This window comes from Nonomuraea sp. NPDC050783, from assembly GCF_040802095.1.
Lineage (GTDB): Bacteria > Actinomycetota > Actinomycetes > Streptosporangiales > Streptosporangiaceae > Nonomuraea.
On record NZ_JBFAHK010000003.1, the window covers coordinates 403215 to 421116 of the forward strand.

Consider the following 17902-nt stretch of genomic DNA (forward strand, 5'->3'; position numbering starts at 1 on the left):
CGGTGCCGGGTCGCGAAACCGCGCCCACGCGTCCCGGCAGTCACAGGTGTGGCAGCGGGTCGGGCGGCAGCGTCTCCGGCGCGAACGCCTCCGCGTCGGCGGCGGCCACCACCGCGGCGTACTCCTCGTCGAAGTCGAAGGCGAGCGAGCCCAGCTCGATCCGCGGCCCGGGCAGGATGGGGCCGAGGCGGGTGCGGCGCGGGAACTCGGCGTACACGCCGACGGGGCGGTCGGTCCTCAGCGTCCTGGTGGCGAGCACCGCGATGGCGGTGTCGGTGACCACGACGAGGAAGTGGCCGGTGCCGGCCGGTCCGGTCGCGGACGCGGGGAACACGTAACGGATGTCCCCCTGGTCGCCGAGCAACGTCCTACACCGATCCCTGACAGCAGTACCCAGCGGCATTCCGTCCCCCTTCGCCCCAAGTATCCGCAGGCGTACGGGAGTGTCGCAACAGGTGATTGGGTAATCGGTCTTACACGCTTTGTACGATTTACCCGCTTTTGTGACGTAGGTCACGAAAGGCGGGCGGCCACCAGGTCCCAGACGGCGTCCGCCACGTCCTCCTTGGGCCCGCGCGGCACCTCCACCGGCTCGCCACCCGCCACCAGCACGGTGGCCGCGTTGTCGGGGGTGCCGAAGGCCAGCCCCTCCCCCACCTGGTTGACCACCAGCAGGTCGCAGCCCTTGCGGGCGAGCTTGGCCTGGCCGTTGGCGAGCACGTCGTGGGTCTCCGCCGCGAAGCCGACGATCACGCGAGGGCTCGCGCCGGGCTCCCGGCGGCGCAGCTCGCCCAGCTCGGCGAGGATGTCGGGGTTCTTGACCAGGCGGATCGGCTCGGGCTCGCCGTCGGTCTTCTTGATCTTGGCGTCATGGCGGTCGGCGGGCCGGAAGTCGGCCACGGCGGCGGCCATGACGACCACGTCGGCGCTCGCGGTGGCGGCCAGCACCGCCTCGCGCAGCTGCGCCGCCGACTCCACCCGGACGATCGAGGCCCCGGCCGGGTCGGGCAGCGCGACGTTGGCGGCCACGAGCGTGACCTCGGCGCCACGCGCGACCGCCGTGCGGGCCAGGGCGTAGCCCTGCAGGCCGGACGAGCGGTTGCCGAGGTAGCGGACCGGGTCGAGCGCCTCGCGGGTGCCGCCGGCGGACACCACGACCTTGCGCCCGGCCAGGTCGAGCGGCCTGCCGCGCAGCACGCGCAGGCAGACCTGGAAGATCTCGGCGGGGTCAGGCAGGCGCCCGGGGCCGGTGTCGGCGCCGGTGAGCCGCCCGACGGCCGGGTCGATGACGATCGCGCCGCGCTCGCGCAGCGTGGCGACGTTGGCGCGGGTGGCGGGGTGCTGCCACATCTCGGTGTGCATCGCGGGCGCGAACACGACTGGGCACGTCGCGGTGAGCAGCGTGTTGGTGAGCAGGTCGCCGGCCAGCCCGTGCGCCGCCCTGGCGAGCAGGTCGGCGGTCGCCGGGGCCACCACGACGAGATCGGCGCCCTTGCCGATGCGTACGTGGGGCACCTGGTGAACGTCGTCCCACACCTCGGCGGACACGGGGTTGCCCGACAGGGCGGCCCAGGTGGGCGCGCCCACGAACTTCAGGGCCTCGCGGGTCGGGACGACCCGCACCTCGTGCCCGGACTCGGTGAACAGCCGCAGCAGCTCGCACGCCTTGTAAGCGGCGATGCCGCCGCTGACGCCCAGGACGACCTTCATCGAAGGGTCAGGCCGCGCCCTCGATGGGCTCGGAGGTCAGCAGCCCCTCGGAGACCTCGCGCAGCGCGATGGACAGCGGCTTCTCCTGGGCGTGCGTCTCGACCAGCGGCCCGACGTACTCCAGCAGGCCCTCGCCGAGCTGGGAGTAGTAGGCGTTGATCTGACGAGCACGCTTGGCGCCCATGATCACCAGGGAGTATTTGCTGTCGACGATGTCGAGCAGCGCGTCGATCGGCGGGTTGGTGATGCCCTCCGCGGCCGCAGTGGTGCCTGCCACGATGTCAGACCTCTCGTTTGGCGGTTGTCGTGACCCCCTGAGGGTCAGTCATCAAGGCTATCAGCCGGTCGCACACGTCCTGGACGCTCGTGTTGATCAGAGTCAGGTCGAACTCGGGCTCGGCGGCCATCTCGACGCGCCCCATCTCCAGGCGGCGGGCGATGACGTCCTCGGGCTCGGTGCCGCGGCCGCGCAGCCGCTTCTCCAGCTCCTCCCAGGTGGGCGGGGCCAGGAACACCAGCAGGGCGTCGGGCATGGTGCCGCGCACCTGCCTGGCGCCCTCCAGGTCGATCTCGAGCAGCGTGGGGACGCCCGCGGCGAGCTTCTCCAGCACCGGCTCGCGTGGCGTGCCGTAGCGGTTGCCCGCGAACTCCGCCCACTCCAGCAGCTCGCCCGACTCCACCAGCCGGTCGAACCCCTCGTCGTCGACGAAGAAGTAGTGGACCCCGTTGACCTCGCCGGGCCGGGGCCTCCTGGTGGTCACCGAGACCGACAGCCACACCTCGGGGTGTGCCCGCCGGAGCTCGGCGACGACCGTGGACTTGCCGACGCCCGACGGCCCTGACAGGACCGTCAGCCGTCGTTCGTTCATGGGCGGGAAGCCGACCTCCGCCCCCGGTCCGACCGCCTCGTGGGCACTGACACCGCCGGACCAGGACCTGTCGGTCACTTTCCTACCCCCTGCTGAACCCGCGTTTCCGTGTGGAACAGAGATTAGCTCTCGTTGCCACCGAACTCGCGCTCGAGGGAGGCCCTCTGGTTCGCGCCGAGGCCGCGTACGCGACGCGACTCGGCGATCGCAAGCCGCTCCATGAGCTGCTTGGCGCGGACCTTGCCCACGCCGGGGAGCGATTCCAACAAAGCCGACACCTTCATCTTGCCGATGACGTCGTCGGTCTGCCCATCCTTGAGCACCTCAGCCAGAGAAACCGCGCCATGCTTGAGCCGGTTCTTGACCTCGGCACGCTCTTTACGGGCCTTGGCAGCCTTCTCCAGGGCTGCGGCGCGCTGCTCAGGGGTCAGGGGAGGAAGAGCCACGCCGGGTCACCTCGAATTTCTGTCGATGTACTCGGACGGGAAGGGAAACTAGCTGGTCATCGCCCCCTAGGCAACGCCAAGAGCGGTTTCTCTCGTCACAAAATCCACTTCATCACTGTCCGTGATCGTAAAATCACCCACTGCTGATCAAATCGTCCTCACATCCGCGTTCGCGCGTCGGGTCGCGACGATGTCGCGAAACGCAACGACGATCACGGCCCCGCCCGCCGCCGGTGTCCGAAACCCGGTCCTCACCAGGCCCGAAACCTGGGGTCACCACCTCTTTGATCTTGCAGGGAAGCCCCGCTATGATCTTGCCGAACACCTTCCGCGGCGGCCCCGTCCCCGCACCGGGGCCGCCCTCCCGCGCGTCCGCTCAGGACGCGCGGCGCAGGGAGGCGGCGATGGCGGCGGCGGCCGCGCCCGGGTCCGGGGAGCCGGTGATGGGCCGGCCGATGACGAGCAGGTCCGCGCCGTCGGCGAGCGCCCGCTCGGGCGTCGCCACCCGCATCTGGTCCTGCGTGTCGGCCCCGGCGGGCCGCACGCCGGGCGTGATGAGGGTGATGGACTCCCCCACCTCCCGCCGCACGGCCGACACCTCGTGGGGCGAGCACACCAGCGCGGTGGCCCCCGCCTCCACCGACAGGGCGGCCAGGCGGCGCACGGCGTCGTCGGCGGGCCCGAGCAGCCCGATGCGCTCCAGGTCGGCCTCCCTGAGCGAGGTCAGGACGGTGACCGCGGCGATCATGGTGTGCGGCGCGGCCTCGACCGCGGCGCGGATCATGGCGGGCCCGCCGGCGGCGTGCACGGTCAGGATGGCCGGCCGCAGGCGGGCGACGGCGCGGGCGGCGCCGGAGACGGTGTTGGGGATGTCGTGCAGCTTCAGGTCGAGGAACACCTGCACGCCGCTGGCGCCGCGCACCGAGGCGATGACGTCGGGTCCGTAGCGCATGTACAGCTCCAGGCCGACCTTGACGGTGCTGACGTGCGGGGTCACCAGGGCCGCCCATCGGGCGGCGGTCTCCAGGTCAGGGGCGTCGAGGGCGACGGCGATGGGTGCGGGTGTCAAGACGTGCTCTCTCTCGGTCGTTCAAGGGTCGTGGTGCTGAGGAGGCGGGCACGGCGCGGACAGGCCCGGGGCGCGTCACGGCGTGCTCTCCTCGGCGTCGAGGAGCAGGTGCCGGGGGGCGCTGCCCGGCGGCCGGTGCGCGAGCCCGACGGCGTCGGCGAGCCGCTGGAGCCCGCGTGCCCGCAGCAGGTCCTCCAGCTCGCGCTCGATGCGCAGGCAGGCGTACGGGTCGTTGAACAGGGCCGTGCCCACCCCGACCACGCAGGCACCCGCCAGGACGAGTTGGAAGGCGTCCCGGCCGGTCGTGACGCCGCCGATGCCGATGAGCGGCACCCCGGGCAGCGCGGCGTGGACCTGCCACACGCAGCGCACGGCCAGCGGCAGGATGGCCGGCCCGGACAGCCCGCCGGTGACGGCGGCCAGCGAGGGCCGCAGCGCCTCGGTGTCGATGGCCATGCCGAGCGGGTTGTTGATCATGGACAGCGCGTCGGCTCCGGCGTCCACGCAGGCCCGGGCGACGGCGACGATGTCGGCCACGTCGGGGGCGAGCTTGGCCACGACCGGCACGTCGTAGCGCATGACCGAGCGCACGGAGGCGATGACCTCGGCGGCGGCGCTGCCCTCGCGGGCGAAGATGCGGCCGCGGTCCTCCATGTTGGGGCAGGAGAGGTTGACCTCCAGCGCGGTGACCCCGGGCGCGTCGGCGAGCCTGCGGGCCAGCTCGGAGTACTCGGCGACGGTGCCGCCGCCGATGGAGACGATGGTCCTGATGCCGCGCTGGGCCAGCCAGGGCAGCTCCCGCTCCAGGAACGCCTCGATGCCCGGCCCCTGCAGCCCCACGGCGTTGAGCATGCCCGAGGGCGTCTCGGCCATGCGGGGCGTGGGCCGCCCGGCGCGCGGCGCCATGGTGATGGAGCGGGTGGTGAGGGCGCCGAGCCGGTGCAGGTCGAAGAACTGGGCCAGCTCCCGCCCGGAGGAGGCGCAGCCGGCGGCCGTGGTGATCGGGTTGGCGAGCTCAACGTGCGCCAGAAATGTCCGCATATCAACTGACATGTCGCGCACCGCCTCCGGGGGCGCCGAGCGCGTCGAACGGGATCGTTCCCACGTCCTCGAACCGCACCCGCTCCCCCCGGAACACCGGCCCCTCGGCGCACGCCCGGACCATCCTGGTCGCCCCGTCGTCCCCGATGACCGGGATCACGCACGTCATGCAGATCCCGATGCCGCAGGCCATCCGCTCCTCGACGGCCACCTGCACCGGGATGTCGAACTCCATCGCCACCGCCGTCACGGCCCGCAGCGTCTCCATCGGCCCGCAGGCGTAGACGGCGTCGGCCCGGGTGTCGGCGATCACCGAGGGCAGCGCGTCGGTGACCTTGCCGCGCAGCCCCAGCGAGCCGTCCTCGGTGGTCAGCGTGGTCGTCTCGGCGATGCGGCGGGCCCGCATCGCCCCGAAGACCCGCTCGGCCCCCGCCCCGCCCAGCACGAAGTCGACCCGGCAGCCCCGCGCCAGCAGCGCGTCGGCCAGCGGGAACAGCACGGCCGAGCCGTACTCGGCACCGACCAGCACGCAGTGGGCCGGGTCGCGGGGCAGCGGGAAGGGCCGGCCGAGCGGCCCCACCAGGTCGAGCGTGTCGCGGGCGCGCCGCTCGGCGAGCCAGGCCGTGCCCCGGCCGCGCACGGTGAAGACCAGCTCCACCGTGCCGCCGTAGTCGGACTTGACGTCGTGCACCGAGAACGCGCGCCGCGTCACCATCGAGGTGTGCCCCCCACCGACGGCCACGGAGACGAAGTGACCGGGGCGGAAGCGCTCGGCGATGCCGGGCGCCACCACCGTCAGCGCATGGTAGGCGTCGACCCGGCGCGTCGTCAGCACCGTGCCCGTCACCTGCACCGGAGTGCCGGCCAGTCGTCTTCACCTCCCGTGGCGGGGCTCGGCCGCGGGCTCAGCCCCGCAGCGCCCGCGCGTGCTCCTGGAGAGACCGTACGCCCACGTCGCCGCGCACGATCGCCTGGATGCCCGCCGCCGCGGCCGCGAGCCCGGCCACCGTGGTGATGCACGGGACCCCGCGCAGCACCGCGGCGGTGCGGATCTCGTAGCCGTCGAGCCGCGGCCCGGACTGCCCGGGACTGCCGAAGGGCGTGTTGACGATGAGGTCGACCTCGCCGTCGAGGATGGCTTGCACGCTCGTCGGCTCACCTCCCGGCCCCGGCCCCTCGCTGTGCTTGCGCACGATCTTGGCATGGACGCCGTTGCGGCGCAGCACCTCGGCGGTGCCCTCGGTGGCGAGGATCTCGAAGCCGAGGTCCGCCAGCGCCTTCACCGGGAAGATCATCGCACGCTTGTCGCGGTTGGCCATCGACACGAACGCGCGCCCGCCGGTCGGGAGCTGCCCGTACGCGGCGGCCTGCGACTTGGCGTAGGCGATGCCGAAGAACCCGTCGATGCCCATGACCTCGCCCGTGGAGCGCATCTCCGGCCCCAGGACGATGTCCACGCCGCGGAAGCGGTTGAACGGCAGAACCGCCTCCTTGACCGCGATCGCGGCGTCCAGGGGCAGCGTGCCGCCGTCGCCCTCGGCGGGCAGCATGCCCTCCTCGCGCAGCGAGGCGATGGACGCGCCGAGCATCACCCGGGCCGCCGCCTTGGCCAGCGGCACGGCGGTGGCCTTGGACACGAACGGCACCGTGCGCGAGGCCCGCGGGTTGGCCTCCAGGACGTACAGGACGCCGGCCGACATCGCGTACTGGACGTTGAGCAGCCCGCGCACGCCCACGCCCCGCGCGATGGCCTCGGTGGCGGCGCGGATGCGCTTGATGTCGAAGCCGCCGAGCGTGATCGGCGGCAGCGCGCACGCCGAGTCGCCGGAGTGGATGCCGGCCTCCTCGATGTGCTCCATGACGCCGCCGAGGTAGAGCTCCTCGCCGTCGTAGAGGGCGTCCACGTCGATCTCGATGGCCTCGTCGAGGAACTTGTCGACGAGCACCGGGTGGCCGCCCTCCTGGGCCGCCATGTAGGTGCTCAGCGTCTCCTCGTCGTAGACGATGGCCATGCCGGCCCCGCCCAGCACGTACGAGGGCCGCACCAGCACGGGGTAGCCGATCTCCTCGGCGATCTCCCTGGCCTCGGCCACGGTCAGCGCGGTGCCGTGCTTGGGCGCGGGCAGCCCGGCCTCGGCCAGCACCCGCCCGAACGCGCCGCGCTCCTCGGCCAGGTGGATGGACTCCGGCGAGGTGCCCACGACGGGCACGCCGGCGTCCTTGAGCGCCTGCGCCAGGCCCAGCGGGGTCTGCCCGCCGAGCTGCACGATGACGCCCACGACCGGCCCGGTCTGCTGCTCGGCGTGGACCACCTCCAGGACGTCCTCCAGCGTCAGCGGCTCGAAGTAGAGCCGGTCGGAGGTGTCGTAGTCGGTGGAGACGGTCTCGGGGTTGCAGTTGACCATGACGGTCTCGAACCCGGCCCGCGACAGCTCGAACGAGGCGTGCACGCACGCGTAGTCGAACTCGATGCCCTGCCCGATGCGGTTGGGCCCGGAGCCGAGGATGATGACCTTCCGCCGCTCGCCCCGCGGGACCTCGTTCTCCTCGTCGTAGGTCGAGTAGAGGTAGGGCGTCCTGGCGGCGAACTCGGCGGCGCAGGTGTCGACGGTGTTGTAGACCGGCCGCAACCCGAGCGCGTGGCGCAGGTCGCGCACCCGCGCCTCGTCGATGCCGCGGATCTCGCCGATCTGGGCGTCGCTGAAGCCGTGGTGCTTGGCCCGCCGCAGCACCTCGGCGGTCAGGTCGTCGGCCTCCGCGACGGCCTGGGCCTCCTCGTGCAGCAGGAAGAGCTGGTCGATGAACCAGGGATCGACGCTCGTGGCGGCGTACAGCTCGTCGGGCGTGGCGCCGGCCCTGATGGCCTGCTGCATCGTGCGCAGCCGGCCGTCGTGCGGGGTGCGGCAGGACTCCAGCAGCTCCTCCTTGTCGCCGACGTGGCCGGCCCAGGTGAAGGAGGAGTTCTTCTTCTCCAGCGAGCGCAGCGCCTTCTGCAGCGCCTCGGGGAAGGAACGGCCGATGGCCATCGCCTCGCCCACCGACTTCATGTGCGTGGTGAGCGTGCGGTCGGCGCCGCGGAACTTCTCGAAGGCGAAGCGCGGCACCTTGACCACGATGTAGTCGAGGGTCGGCTCGAAGGAGGCCGGGGTCTCCTTGGTGATGTCGTTGGGGATCTCGTCGAGGGTGTAGCCGATGGCGAGCTTGGCCGCGATCTTCGCGATGGGGAAGCCGGTGGCCTTGGACGCCAGCGCCGACGAGCGCGACACGCGCGGGTTCATCTCGATGACGATCATGCGCCCGGTGCGCGGGTCGACCGCGAACTGGATGTTGCAGCCGCCGGTGTCCACGCCGACCTCGCGGATGACCGCGATGGCCACGTCGCGCATGTTCTGGTATTCGCGGTCGGTCAGGGTCAGCGCGGGCGCGACGGTGACGCTGTCGCCGGTGTGGACGCCCATCGGGTCGATGTTCTCGATGGAGCACACGATGACGACGTTGTCGGCCTTGTCGCGCATGACCTCCAGCTCGTACTCCTTCCAGCCGAGGATGGACTCCTCCAGGAGCACCTCGGTGGTCGGCGAGGCGTCGAGGCCGGCCCCGGCGATGCGGTGCAGGTCCTCCTCGGTGTACGCGAAGCCGGACCCGGCGCCGCCCATCGTGAACGACGGCCGCACGACCAGCGGGTAGCCCAGCTCGGCCGCCCCCGCCAGGACCTCGTCCATGGTGTGGCAGATGACCGAGCGGGCGGACTCGGCGTTGAGCCCGTGCTCGCGGGCGACCTTGGCGACGATCTCCTTGAACCGCTCGCGGTTCTCGCCCGCCTGGATGGCGTCGAAGTCGGCGCCGATCAGCTCGACCTCGTACTTGTCCAGGACGCCCGCCTCGTGCAGCGCGACCGCCGTGTTGAGCGCGGTCTGGCCGCCCAGGGTGGGCAGCAGCGCGTCGGGCCGCTCCTTGGCGATGATCTTCTCGACGAACTCGGGGGTGATCGGCTCGACGTAGGTGGCGTCGGCGAACTCCGGGTCCGTCATGATCGTGGCGGGGTTGCTGTTGACCAGGATGACGCGGAAGCCCTCGGCCCGCAGCACCCGGCACGCCTGCGTGCCCGAGTAGTCGAACTCGCACGCCTGGCCGATCACGATCGGCCCGGAGCCGATCACCAGGACCGACCTGATGTCCTCACGCTTGGGCACGGTTCATGACCTCACAGAACTCGTCGAACAGGTAGGCGGCGTCGTGCGGCCCGGCCGCGGCCTCCGGGTGGTACTGGACGCTGAAGGCCCGGCCGTCGAGCAGCCGCAGGCCCTCCACGCACCGGTCGTTGAGGTTGACGTGGCTGACCTCGGCCCGCCCGAAGGGGGTCTCGAACGGCCCGTCGAGCGGCGCTTCCACCGCGAACCCGTGGTTGTGCGCGGAGATCTCCACCTTGCCGGTGCGCACGTCCTGGACCGGCTGGTTGACGCCGCGGTGGCCGTAGCGCAGCTTGTAGGTCGACAGCCCGAGCGCCCGGCCGAAGATCTGGTTGCCGAAGCAGATGCCGAAGAACGGCACCTCGGCCTCCAGCACCCGCCGCAGGGGCGTGACGTCCACGGTGGCGGGGTCGCCGGGCCCGTTGGACAGGAACACCCCGTCGGGCCCGACGGCCATGATCTGCTCGTAGGTGGCGTCGGCGGGCAGCACGTGCACCTCGCAGCCGCGCTCGGCCATGCGGTGCGGCGTCATGCCCTTGATGCCGAGGTCCACGGCCGCGACCGTGTACCGCTTGGCCCCGATGGCGGGCACCACGTACGGCTCGGCGGTGGCGACCTCGGAGGCCAGGGCGGCGCCCTCCATGCCGGGCGAGCGCCGCACCCTCTCGACCAGCTCCTCGACCGGCGCGGCGGGCGCGGTGAAGATGCCGGCCCGCATGGCGCCGCGCTCGCGCAGGTGGCGGGTCAGGGCGCGGGTGCCGGGGATGGCGATGCCGACGACGCCCTGCTCCTTGAGGTAGTCGTCGAGCGAGCGGTTGGCCCGCCAGCTCGACACGACGCGGGACGGCTCGCGCACGACGTAGCCGGCGACCCAGACGCGGCGGGACTCGGGGTCCTCGTCGTTGACGCCGGTGTTGCCGATGTGCGGCGCGGTCATGGCGACGATCTGCCGGTGGTAGGAGGGGTCGGTGAGGGTCTCCTGGTAACCGGTCATGCCGGTGTTGAAGACCATCTCGCCGAACGTCTCGCCCTCGGCGCCGTAGGCGGTTCCGTGGAAGACGCGGCCGTCTTCCAGCACGAGCACGGCAGGAGTGTTCAAACCAGCTTCCCTTCGAGTACGGTCGGCCTGCCCCGCAGGAACGTGGCCACCACCCGGCCGGGCAGCGTCATGCCCTCGTAGGGGGTGTTCCTGCTCTTGGACGCGAAGGCGGAGGGGTCCACCCGGGTGCGCGCGGACGGGTCGTACAGCGTGATGTTGGCCGGGGCGCCCGCCTCCAGCGGCTGCCCCTGCCCGGCGAGGCGGCCGATGCGCGCCGGCACGACGGACATGCGCCGGGCGACGCCCGCCCAGTCGAGCAGCCCGGTCTCGACCATGGCCTCCTGGACCACGCTGAGCGCGGTCTCCAGGCCGATCATGCCCATGGCCGCGGCCGACCACTCGCTCTCCTTGTCCTCGACCGGGTGGGGAGCGTGGTCGGTGGCCACGATGTCGATCGTGCCGTCGGCCAGCGCGGCGCGCAGCGCCTCGACGTCGGCGCGGGTGCGCAGCGGCGGGTTGACCTTGTAGATGGGGTTGTAGGCGCCCACCGGGGAGCTCTCGACCAGGTCGTCGGTGAGCAGCAGGTGGTGCGGGGTCACCTCGGCGGTGATGTTCCAGCCCTTGGACTTGGCCCAGCGGATGATCTCCACCGAGCCGGCCGTGGAGACGTGGCAGACGTGCAGCCGGGAGCCGACGTGGGCGGCCAGCAGGCAGTCGCGGGCGATGATCGCCTCCTCGGCGACCGCGGGCCAGCCGGTCAGGCCGAGCCTGCCGGAGACGACGCCCTCGTTCATCTGGGCGCCCTCGGTGAGGCGGGGCTCCTGGGCGTGCTGGGCCACGACGCCGTCGAAGGCCTTGACGTACTCCAGGGCGCGGCGCATCAGCACCGCGTCGTCCACGCAGCGGCCGTCGTCGGAGAAGACCCGCACCCGGGCCGCGGAGTCGGCCATCGCGCCCAGCTCGGCGAGCTGGCGGCCCTCCAGGCCCACGGTGACGGCGCCGACCGGGTGCACGTCGCAGTGGCCGAACTCGCGGCCCAGCCGCCACACCTGCTCGACCACGCCGGCGGTGTCGGCGACCGGCGAGGTGTTGGCCATCGCGTGCACGGCGGTGTAGCCGCCGCGGGCCGCGGACTGGGTGCCGGTCTGGACGGTCTCGGCGTCCTCGCGGCCGGGCTCGCGCAGGTGCGTGTGCAGGTCGACCAGGCCGGGCAGCGCGATCGCGCCGCCCCCGTCGACCTCCTCGGGGCCGCTCAGCCCGGGGCCGATCTCGGCGATCATGCCGCCGTCGGTGCGGATGTCGACGGGCTCGCCGCCCAGGATCCTGACGTTCTTGATGATCACGCGATCTCTCCCCCGAGCAGCAGGTACAGGACGGCCATCCGGATGGTCACGCCGTTGGCGACCTGCTCCACGATGGTGGAGCGGGCCGAGTCGGCGACCTCGGCGGCGATCTCCATGCCCCGGTTCATCGGCCCGGGGTGCATGACGATGGCCTGGTCGGGCATCTTGGCGAAGCGGTCGCGGTCGAGGCCGTACCGGCGGGAGTACTCCCGCTCGCTCGGGAAGTACGCGGCGTTCATCCGCTCCTTCTGCACCCGCAGCATCATGACCGCGTCGGACTTGGGCAGCACCGCGTCGAGGTCGTAGGAGACCTCGCAGGGCCAGCTGCCGACCGCGACCGGCAGCAGCGTGGGCGGCGCGACCAGGGTGACCTCGGCGCCGAGGGTGTGCAGCAGCAGCACGTTGGAGCGGGCGACCCGGCTGTGCAGCACGTCGCCGACGATGGTGACCTTGCGCCCCTCCAGCCCGCCGAGGCGGCGGCGCATGGAGAAGGCGTCGAGCAGCGCCTGCGTGGGGTGCTCGTGGGTGCCGTCGCCGGCGTTGACGACGCTGCCGCGCACCCAGGTGGCCAGGCGGTGCGGCGCTCCTGAGGAGCCGTGGCGGATGACCACGGCGTCGGCGCCCATGGCCTCCAGGGTGAGCGCGGTGTCCTTGAGCGACTCGCCCTTGGACACGCTCGACCCCTTGGCCGAGAAGTTGATGACGTCGGCCGAGAGCCGCTTGGCCGCCGCCTCGAACGAGATGCGGGTGCGCGTGGAGTCCTCGAAGAACAGGTTGACCACCGTGCGGCCGCGCAGCGTCGGCAGCTTCTTGATGGAACGTTCCGAGACCCTCGTCAGCTCCTCGGCGGTGTCGAGGATGAGCAGGGCGTCGTCCTTGGACAGGTCGCCCGCGGAGATGAGATGCCGGTTCACCTGGGCTCCTCCTTCATCAGGACGACGGCGTCGCGCCCGTCGGTCTCCTGGAGGTAGACCTTGACCTTCTCGCTCTTGGCGGTGGGGAGGTTCTTGCCGACGTAGTCGGCGCGGATGGGCAGCTCGCGGTGGCCGCGGTCGACCAGCGTGGCGAGCTGGACGGCGGTGGGGCGGCCGAGGTCGCCGAGCGCGTCGAGGGCGGCCCTGACCGTGCGCCCGGAGTAGAGGACGTCGTCGACGAGCACGACGATCCTGCCGTCGATGCCGTCGGGCGGCAGCTCGGTGCGGCCGAGCGGCCGGGCGGGCCGCAGCCGCAGGTCGTCGCGGTACATGGTGACGTCGATCGAGCCGACGGGGATCTTGACGCCCTCGAACTGCTCGATGCGGTCGCCGAGCCGGCGGGCGAGGGTGGCGCCGCGGGTGGGGATGCCGAGCAGGACGACGTCGTCGCCGCCCTTGGTGCGTTCGAGGATCTCGTGGGCGATCCGGGTCAGCGCCCGGTGGACGTCGGGGGCCTCCAGCACGGCCCTCGCGTCGGCCCGCGACTCGGGCCGGGATGGGGGCCGGGATTCGGACATGACGAAGCTCACCGCCTTTCCCGCCTCACGGGACGGGGCTTAAAAGGGTGTTGGTCGCGACACACAGTACCAGGGGCTACCAGGTACGACGTGAACGCCCCGGCCGACACGAGGAGTGATGGCGAGTGATATTGGGCTGCCTGCCGGGGATATGGCAAAAATGACATTCCACGTCGATTCGGAGGTAGGGCGGCTGCGCCAGGTCCTCCTGCACAAGCCCGACCTCGCGCTCAGGCGGCTCACCCCGGCCAACAAGGACGCGTTCCTGTTCGACGACGTTCTCTGGGTGCAGCGGGCGATGGAGGAGCACGAGGAGTTCCAGCAGGTGCTGCGCTCGCGCGGCGTCGTCATCCACATGCTCGACGACCTGCTGCGGGAAACGGTCGAGATCCCCGAGGCGCGCAAGCACATCCTCGACGCGGTGGTGGACGAGCGCTGGCTGGGGCCGGTGGCGATCGACGACATCCGCAACACCCTGGACGCGATGGACTCGGCCACGCTGCAGGTCTACCTGACCGGCGGCATCACCAAGGGCGAGCTGGCCGAGCTGGGCTGCGCGCCGCAGTCGGTGACCTTCCACGCCATGGGCGAGCACGACTTCATCCTGCCGCCGCTGCCGAACCACCTGTTCACCCGCGACCCGTCCTGCTGGGTGTACGACGGCGTGGCGATCAACGCCATGCGCAAGAAGGCCCGCATGCGCGAGACGGTCAACATGGAGGCCGTCTACATGTACCACCCGATGTTCGCCGGCGGCTTCGGCCGGCCGGGGCAGGGCGGCTTCCACTGCTGGATGCCGGGGCACCCCAGCGCGCCCGCCACCATGGAGGGCGGCGACGTGCTGGTCATCGGGCGCGGCGCGGTCCTGGTCGGGATGAGCGAGCGCACCACGCCGCAGGCGGTGGAGATGCTGGCGCGGCGGCTGTTCCTGGCCGGCTCGGCGCACCGGATCGTGGCGCTGGACCTGCCGAAGGCGCGGGCGTTCATGCACCTCGACACGGTGATGACCATGCTCGACGTGGGCGTGTTCACCAAGTACGCGGGGCTCGGCATGCTGCCGGCGTACACCATCGAGCCCGGCCGCACCGCCAAGGAGCTGCGCTTCACCGACCACCCGCCCGAGGACATGCACCGGGCCATCGCGCACGCGCTCGACCTGCCGGAGATCACCGTGCTGACCCCGGCGCAGGACGTCCGGGCGGCCGCCCGCGAGCAGTGGGACGACGGCTGCAACGGCCTGGCCCTGGAGCCCGGCGTGGTCGTCGCCTACGAGCGCAACACGACCACGAACGCCTACCTGCGCGACCACGGCATCGAGGTGATCACCATCCGCGGCAGCGAGCTGGGCCGGGGCCGCGGCGGGCCGCGCTGCATGAGCTGCCCCCTGGAACGGGACGGCATCTGAGGGCCGTGCCTGGGTGCGCGCATACTCGGCGCGGCTGGGGGCACGATCGTCAAGCGACGCGGCGGGGGCCGCCGACGAGCACGTTCGCAGGGGGTGGGGCGGATGACTCCGGCCGCGCGGCTGTTCCGTACCAAACCCGCCGAGCGCCTGGTGGCCGAGGGCGGCGCGGGCGAGGGCGGCGAGCTGCGGCGCACGATGTCGCTGTGGCAGCTCACGCTGTTCAGCGTGGGCGCCACGCTGGGCACCGGCATCTTCGTCATCCTCGGGCAGGCGGTGCCCAAGGCCGGGCCGGCCGTGGTGCTGTCGTTCGTGCTGGCGGCGGTCACGGCGCTGCTGTCGGCCCTGTCGTACGCGGAGCTGGCCGGCACGATCCCGGTGTCCGGCTCCTCCTACTCCTACGCGTACGCGACGCTGGGCGAGCTGGTGGCCTGGGTGTGCGGCTGGTGCCTCATGCTGGAGTACGCCGTGTCCGTGGCGGCCGTGGCCGTCGGGTGGGGCGAGTACCTCAACGCGTTCCTGCGCGCGCTGGGCGGCGACGGGCTGCCAGCGGCGATCACCCGCTCCCCCGGGCAGGACGGCGGCGTGGTCAACCTCACCGCGGTCGTGGTCGTGGCGCTGGCCACCTGGCTGCTGCTGCGCGGCGCCTCCGAGAGCGCGCGGGCCAACGCCCTGTTCGTGCTCGTCAAGGTGGCGGTGCTGCTGTTCTTCTGCGTGGTGGCGTTCACCGCCTTCCGGTCGGGCAACCTGGCGCCGTTCGCGCCGCTCGGCGTGGCGGGGGTGGGCGCGGCGGCCTCGCAGGTGTTCTTCTCCTACATCGGCTTCGACGCGGCCTCCACGGCCGGCGAGGAGGCCGGCGACCCGCGGCGCGACCTGCCGCGGGCCATCATCCTGTCGCTGGCCGTCGTGACCGCCGTGTACGTGCTGGTGGCGGTGGCCGCCGTGGGCGCCCGGCCGTGGACGGAGTTCGACCCCGGCGCCTCCGAGGCGAGCCTGTCGGCCATCGCCGTCCAGGCCACCGGGGCCGCCTGGCCGGGGCTGGTCGTGGCGGCCGGCGCGGCGGTGGCCATCGCCAGCGTCGTGCTGACCGTCATGTACGGCCAGACCCGCATCCTGTTCGCGATGTCCCGCGACGGGCTCGTCCCGCGCGTGTTCCAGCGGGTCGACCCGCGCCGGCAGGTGCCGGTCGCCAACACCCTCATCGTGGCCGGGTTCGTCTCGGCGCTGGCCGGGCTGGTGCCGCTGGGGCAGCTCGCCGAGGCCACCAGCATCGGCACCCTGTTCGCCTTCGCCCTGGTCAACGTGGGCGTGCTGGTGCTGCGGCGGCGCCGCCCCGACCTGCGGCGCGGCTTCCGCGTCCCGCTCTACCCGCTCACGCCGGTGCTGGGGGCGGCCATGTGCGTGCTGGTGATGGCGGGGCTGTCGAGGCCGACCTGGGTGGCGTTCGGGTCGTGGATGCTGGCGGGCCTGGCCTGCTACTTCCTCTACGGCTACCGCCACTCCCGCCTGAACGCCGGGCCGCCGGGATGAGGGCGGGAACGGCCCGCCCCGGGGATCGCGGGGCGGCCCGGTGAGGCTCGACGAGGTGCTGGCCGGCTACGTGCCGGGGCCGCGCGGCCGGGACGGCCTGGAGCTGGCGCTGCTGCTGCGGCGCGCGGCCGGCGCCCGGCTGACGGTGGCGCACGTGCGCCCGCCCGCCTGGCCCACGCCGGGCCCCGCCAGGGCTGAGGACGGCGCCTGGCGGGCGTACCTGGCCGAGCAGGCCGCCGCGGCGCTCGCCCGGGCCCGCGAGCTGGCGGGCGAGGAGGCCGAGTACGTCGTCCACACCGGCAGGCACAGCGGGCGCGCGCTGGTGGAGCTGGCGCGCCGGCGGGCGGCCGGCGTCGTGGTGATCGGCTCGGCCCCGGGCGGCGCGCGGGGGCGCATCTCCGTCGGCAGCACGGCCGACCAGCTCCTGCACGCCTCCTCCGTCCCCGTGCTGCTCGCCCCGCGCGGGTTCGGCGAGGACCCGCCGCCCGCCTTCGACCGCCTCACCGTCGCCTACCGGCGCGGCCCCGGCTGCGACGCCGCGGTCAAGGACGCCGCCAGGGCCGCGGTGGCGCTCGGCCTGCCGCTGCGGCTGGTCACGCTGGTGGTCAGCGCCGGCCGGCCGGCCAGGGCCGAGCAGGACATGCTCGCCAGGCTGCGCGCGCAGGCCGCTGCCGACCTGCGGACGGCGGCACGCGGGCAGGCGCGGCGCACGCGCGTGGAGGTCGAGCTGCTGGAGGGCCGCAGCGTCGGGCAGGCGCTCGGCACGGCGTCGTGGCTCCCCGGCGAGATGATCATATGCGCTTCCAGCGACACCGGGCCACTTCGCCGGGTCTTCCTCGGGGACACCTCGCTGAAGATCGTCCGGGCGGCGGTCCGGCCGGTGCTGATTCTGCCGCGACGTCCCTGACAGGGGGACATGAATGGACATACCGTAACGAAGTAACGTTCCCTCTGGGACATGAGGGGCGATTGTGGCGATCCCTACCGCACCGGATTCGACATCTTTTTTCCAATCAGCTTGACCTTAGGCGTCCGCCCCTTTACCGTCACTGTGCGTAACCACACCTTGTGGGCTCCTGGGGTAAACCCAGAGCCACGGCTACCGATGGTGCCGAGCGCGGCACCAGACCCCCCGGTGGCCGGGGCATATGCCGCAAGGGAGCACAATCTACTAAGAGCTACACATACGAGAGCCGGGGGGCCACACGATGCCGTCTGAGTACGCAAAGTCGCTGGGTGCACGACTTCGCGCCATCCGCACCCAGCAGGGCCTGTCCCTGCATGGAGTCGAGGAGAAGTCGCGTGGCCGGTGGAAAGCCGTGGTCGTGGGCTCGTACGAGCGTGGCGACCGCGCCGTCACGGTGCAGAAGCTTGCCGAGCTTGCCGACTTCTACGGGGTGCCCGTCTCGGAGCTGCTGCCGGGCGGAGCCGCGCCGAGCCCGCTCGGGCCGACGCCGAAGCTTGTGATCGACCTGGAGCGGCTGGCGACGCTGCCGAAGGAGAAGGCGGGGGCGCTCGCGCGTTACGCCGCCACCATCCAGAGCCAGCGTGGCGACTACAACGGCAAGGTGTTGTCGATCCGCCAGGAGGACCTGCGCTCCCTGGCCGTGATCTATGACAAGTCGCCGAGCGAGCTGACCGAGGAGCTCATCAGCTGGGGCGTCCTGGACGCCGAGGCCCGCCGGGCCGTCGAGTCCTTCTGACCCGAGGCGATCCCGCCCGACCGGCCACCGCGCCGATCGGGCGGGCCGATCGGGTAGGCCGATCGAGC

17 protein-coding genes are annotated in these 17902 nt (G+C 72.3%); 4 read left to right on the plus strand and 13 right to left on the minus strand.

The genetic code is table 11. The features are described 5' to 3' along the window. Window positions 1–40: 40 nt before the first annotated feature. From AB0H75_RS09950 to pyrR, 13 genes are all read right to left on the minus strand, one after another. On the minus strand, window positions 41–364 hold the full coding sequence (locus AB0H75_RS09950) for a hypothetical protein (protein WP_367793395.1): 324 nt from the start codon (window positions 362–364) through the stop codon (window positions 41–43). Between the two features lie 149 nt (window positions 365–513). Continuing rightward, on the minus strand, window positions 514–1710 hold the full coding sequence (gene coaBC / locus AB0H75_RS09955; RefSeq protein WP_367793398.1) for a bifunctional phosphopantothenoylcysteine decarboxylase/phosphopantothenate--cysteine ligase CoaBC: 1197 nt from the start codon (window positions 1708–1710) through the stop codon (window positions 514–516). Between the two features lie 7 nt (window positions 1711–1717). After that, window positions 1718–1987: a DNA-directed RNA polymerase subunit omega gene (gene rpoZ, locus AB0H75_RS09960; RefSeq protein WP_367793401.1), complete on the minus strand. Its 270-nt coding sequence runs from the start codon at window positions 1985–1987 to the stop codon at window positions 1718–1720. Between the two features lie 4 nt (window positions 1988–1991). Next, window positions 1992–2579 (minus strand): guanylate kinase, encoded by a 588-nt coding sequence (gmk, locus tag AB0H75_RS09965; RefSeq protein ID WP_367793404.1) that lies wholly within the window; start codon window positions 2577–2579, stop codon window positions 1992–1994. Between the two features lie 122 nt (window positions 2580–2701). Next, window positions 2702–3025: an integration host factor, actinobacterial type gene (mihF, locus tag AB0H75_RS09970; RefSeq protein WP_020541698.1), complete on the minus strand. Its 324-nt coding sequence runs from the start codon at window positions 3023–3025 to the stop codon at window positions 2702–2704. Between the two features lie 376 nt (window positions 3026–3401). After that, entirely contained in the window at window positions 3402–4094 is a 693-nt protein-coding gene (pyrF, locus tag AB0H75_RS09975) for an orotidine-5'-phosphate decarboxylase (RefSeq protein ID WP_367793409.1), read from the minus strand. 75 nt (window positions 4095–4169) lie between these two features. Beyond that, complete coding sequence (locus AB0H75_RS09980) at window positions 4170–5147, minus strand: dihydroorotate dehydrogenase (RefSeq protein WP_367793412.1); 978 nt, start codon at window positions 5145–5147, stop codon at window positions 4170–4172. Next, on the minus strand, window positions 5137–5988 hold the full coding sequence (locus tag AB0H75_RS09985) for a dihydroorotate dehydrogenase electron transfer subunit (protein ID WP_367793415.1): 852 nt from the start codon (window positions 5986–5988) through the stop codon (window positions 5137–5139). Before AB0H75_RS09985 ends, AB0H75_RS09980 begins: the two co-directional genes overlap by 11 nt. A 52-nt stretch (window positions 5989–6040) precedes the next feature. Beyond that, complete coding sequence (gene carB / locus AB0H75_RS09990; protein ID WP_367793418.1) at window positions 6041–9328, minus strand: carbamoyl-phosphate synthase large subunit; 3288 nt, start codon at window positions 9326–9328, stop codon at window positions 6041–6043. After that, window positions 9315–10424 carry a glutamine-hydrolyzing carbamoyl-phosphate synthase small subunit gene (carA, locus tag AB0H75_RS09995; protein ID WP_367793420.1) on the minus strand — a complete coding sequence of 370 codons (1110 nt, stop codon included), beginning with the start codon at window positions 10422–10424 and terminating at the stop codon, window positions 9315–9317. Before carA ends, carB begins: the two co-directional genes overlap by 14 nt. After that, window positions 10421–11707 (minus strand): dihydroorotase, encoded by a 1287-nt coding sequence (locus AB0H75_RS10000; RefSeq protein WP_367793422.1) that lies wholly within the window; start codon window positions 11705–11707, stop codon window positions 10421–10423. Before AB0H75_RS10000 ends, carA begins: the two co-directional genes overlap by 4 nt. Continuing rightward, entirely contained in the window at window positions 11704–12621 is a 918-nt protein-coding gene (locus AB0H75_RS10005; protein WP_367793425.1) for an aspartate carbamoyltransferase catalytic subunit, read from the minus strand. Before AB0H75_RS10005 ends, AB0H75_RS10000 begins: the two co-directional genes overlap by 4 nt. Beyond that, window positions 12618–13199 carry a bifunctional pyr operon transcriptional regulator/uracil phosphoribosyltransferase PyrR gene (pyrR, locus tag AB0H75_RS10010; protein ID WP_367793428.1) on the minus strand — a complete coding sequence of 194 codons (582 nt, stop codon included), beginning with the start codon at window positions 13197–13199 and terminating at the stop codon, window positions 12618–12620. The genes AB0H75_RS10005 and pyrR overlap by 4 nt, the downstream gene beginning before the upstream one ends. 160 nt (window positions 13200–13359) lie before the next feature. Between pyrR and AB0H75_RS10015 the strand changes: the two genes are divergently transcribed. From AB0H75_RS10015 to AB0H75_RS10030, 4 genes are all read left to right on the plus strand, one after another. Beyond that, window positions 13360–14604, plus strand: a complete 1245-nt coding sequence (locus AB0H75_RS10015) for an arginine deiminase (RefSeq protein ID WP_367793431.1) — start codon at window positions 13360–13362, stop codon at window positions 14602–14604. A gap of 102 nt (window positions 14605–14706) precedes the next feature. Further along, window positions 14707–16131 carry an amino acid permease gene (locus AB0H75_RS10020; protein ID WP_367793434.1) on the plus strand — a complete coding sequence of 475 codons (1425 nt, stop codon included), beginning with the start codon at window positions 14707–14709 and terminating at the stop codon, window positions 16129–16131. A 40-nt stretch (window positions 16132–16171) separates the two neighbouring features. Further along, complete coding sequence (locus AB0H75_RS10025; protein ID WP_367793437.1) at window positions 16172–17038, plus strand: universal stress protein; 867 nt, start codon at window positions 16172–16174, stop codon at window positions 17036–17038. A gap of 301 nt (window positions 17039–17339) precedes the next feature. Continuing rightward, complete coding sequence (locus AB0H75_RS10030; RefSeq protein WP_026214021.1) at window positions 17340–17834, plus strand: transcriptional regulator; 495 nt, start codon at window positions 17340–17342, stop codon at window positions 17832–17834. Window positions 17835–17902 lie beyond the last annotated feature (68 nt).

Excerpts from the sequence above, each read along its gene's own strand:
- AB0H75_RS10020 (WP_367793434.1), top strand. The coding sequence starts at position 14,707 with ATGACTCCGGCCGCGCGGCTGTTCCGTACCAAACCCGCCGAGCGCCTG.
- AB0H75_RS09980 (WP_367793412.1), bottom strand. The coding sequence starts at position 5,147 with ATGTCAGTTGATATGCGGACATTTCTGGCGCACGTTGAGCTCGCCAAC.
- pyrR (WP_367793428.1), bottom strand. The coding sequence starts at position 13,199 with ATGTCCGAATCCCGGCCCCCATCCCGGCCCGAGTCGCGGGCCGACGCG.
- AB0H75_RS10015 (WP_367793431.1), top strand. The coding sequence starts at position 13,360 with ATGACATTCCACGTCGATTCGGAGGTAGGGCGGCTGCGCCAGGTCCTC.
- coaBC (WP_367793398.1), bottom strand. The coding sequence starts at position 1,710 with ATGAAGGTCGTCCTGGGCGTCAGCGGCGGCATCGCCGCTTACAAGGCG.
- gmk (WP_367793404.1), bottom strand. The coding sequence starts at position 2,579 with ATGAACGAACGACGGCTGACGGTCCTGTCAGGGCCGTCGGGCGTCGGC.
- AB0H75_RS10030 (WP_026214021.1), top strand. The coding sequence starts at position 17,340 with ATGCCGTCTGAGTACGCAAAGTCGCTGGGTGCACGACTTCGCGCCATC.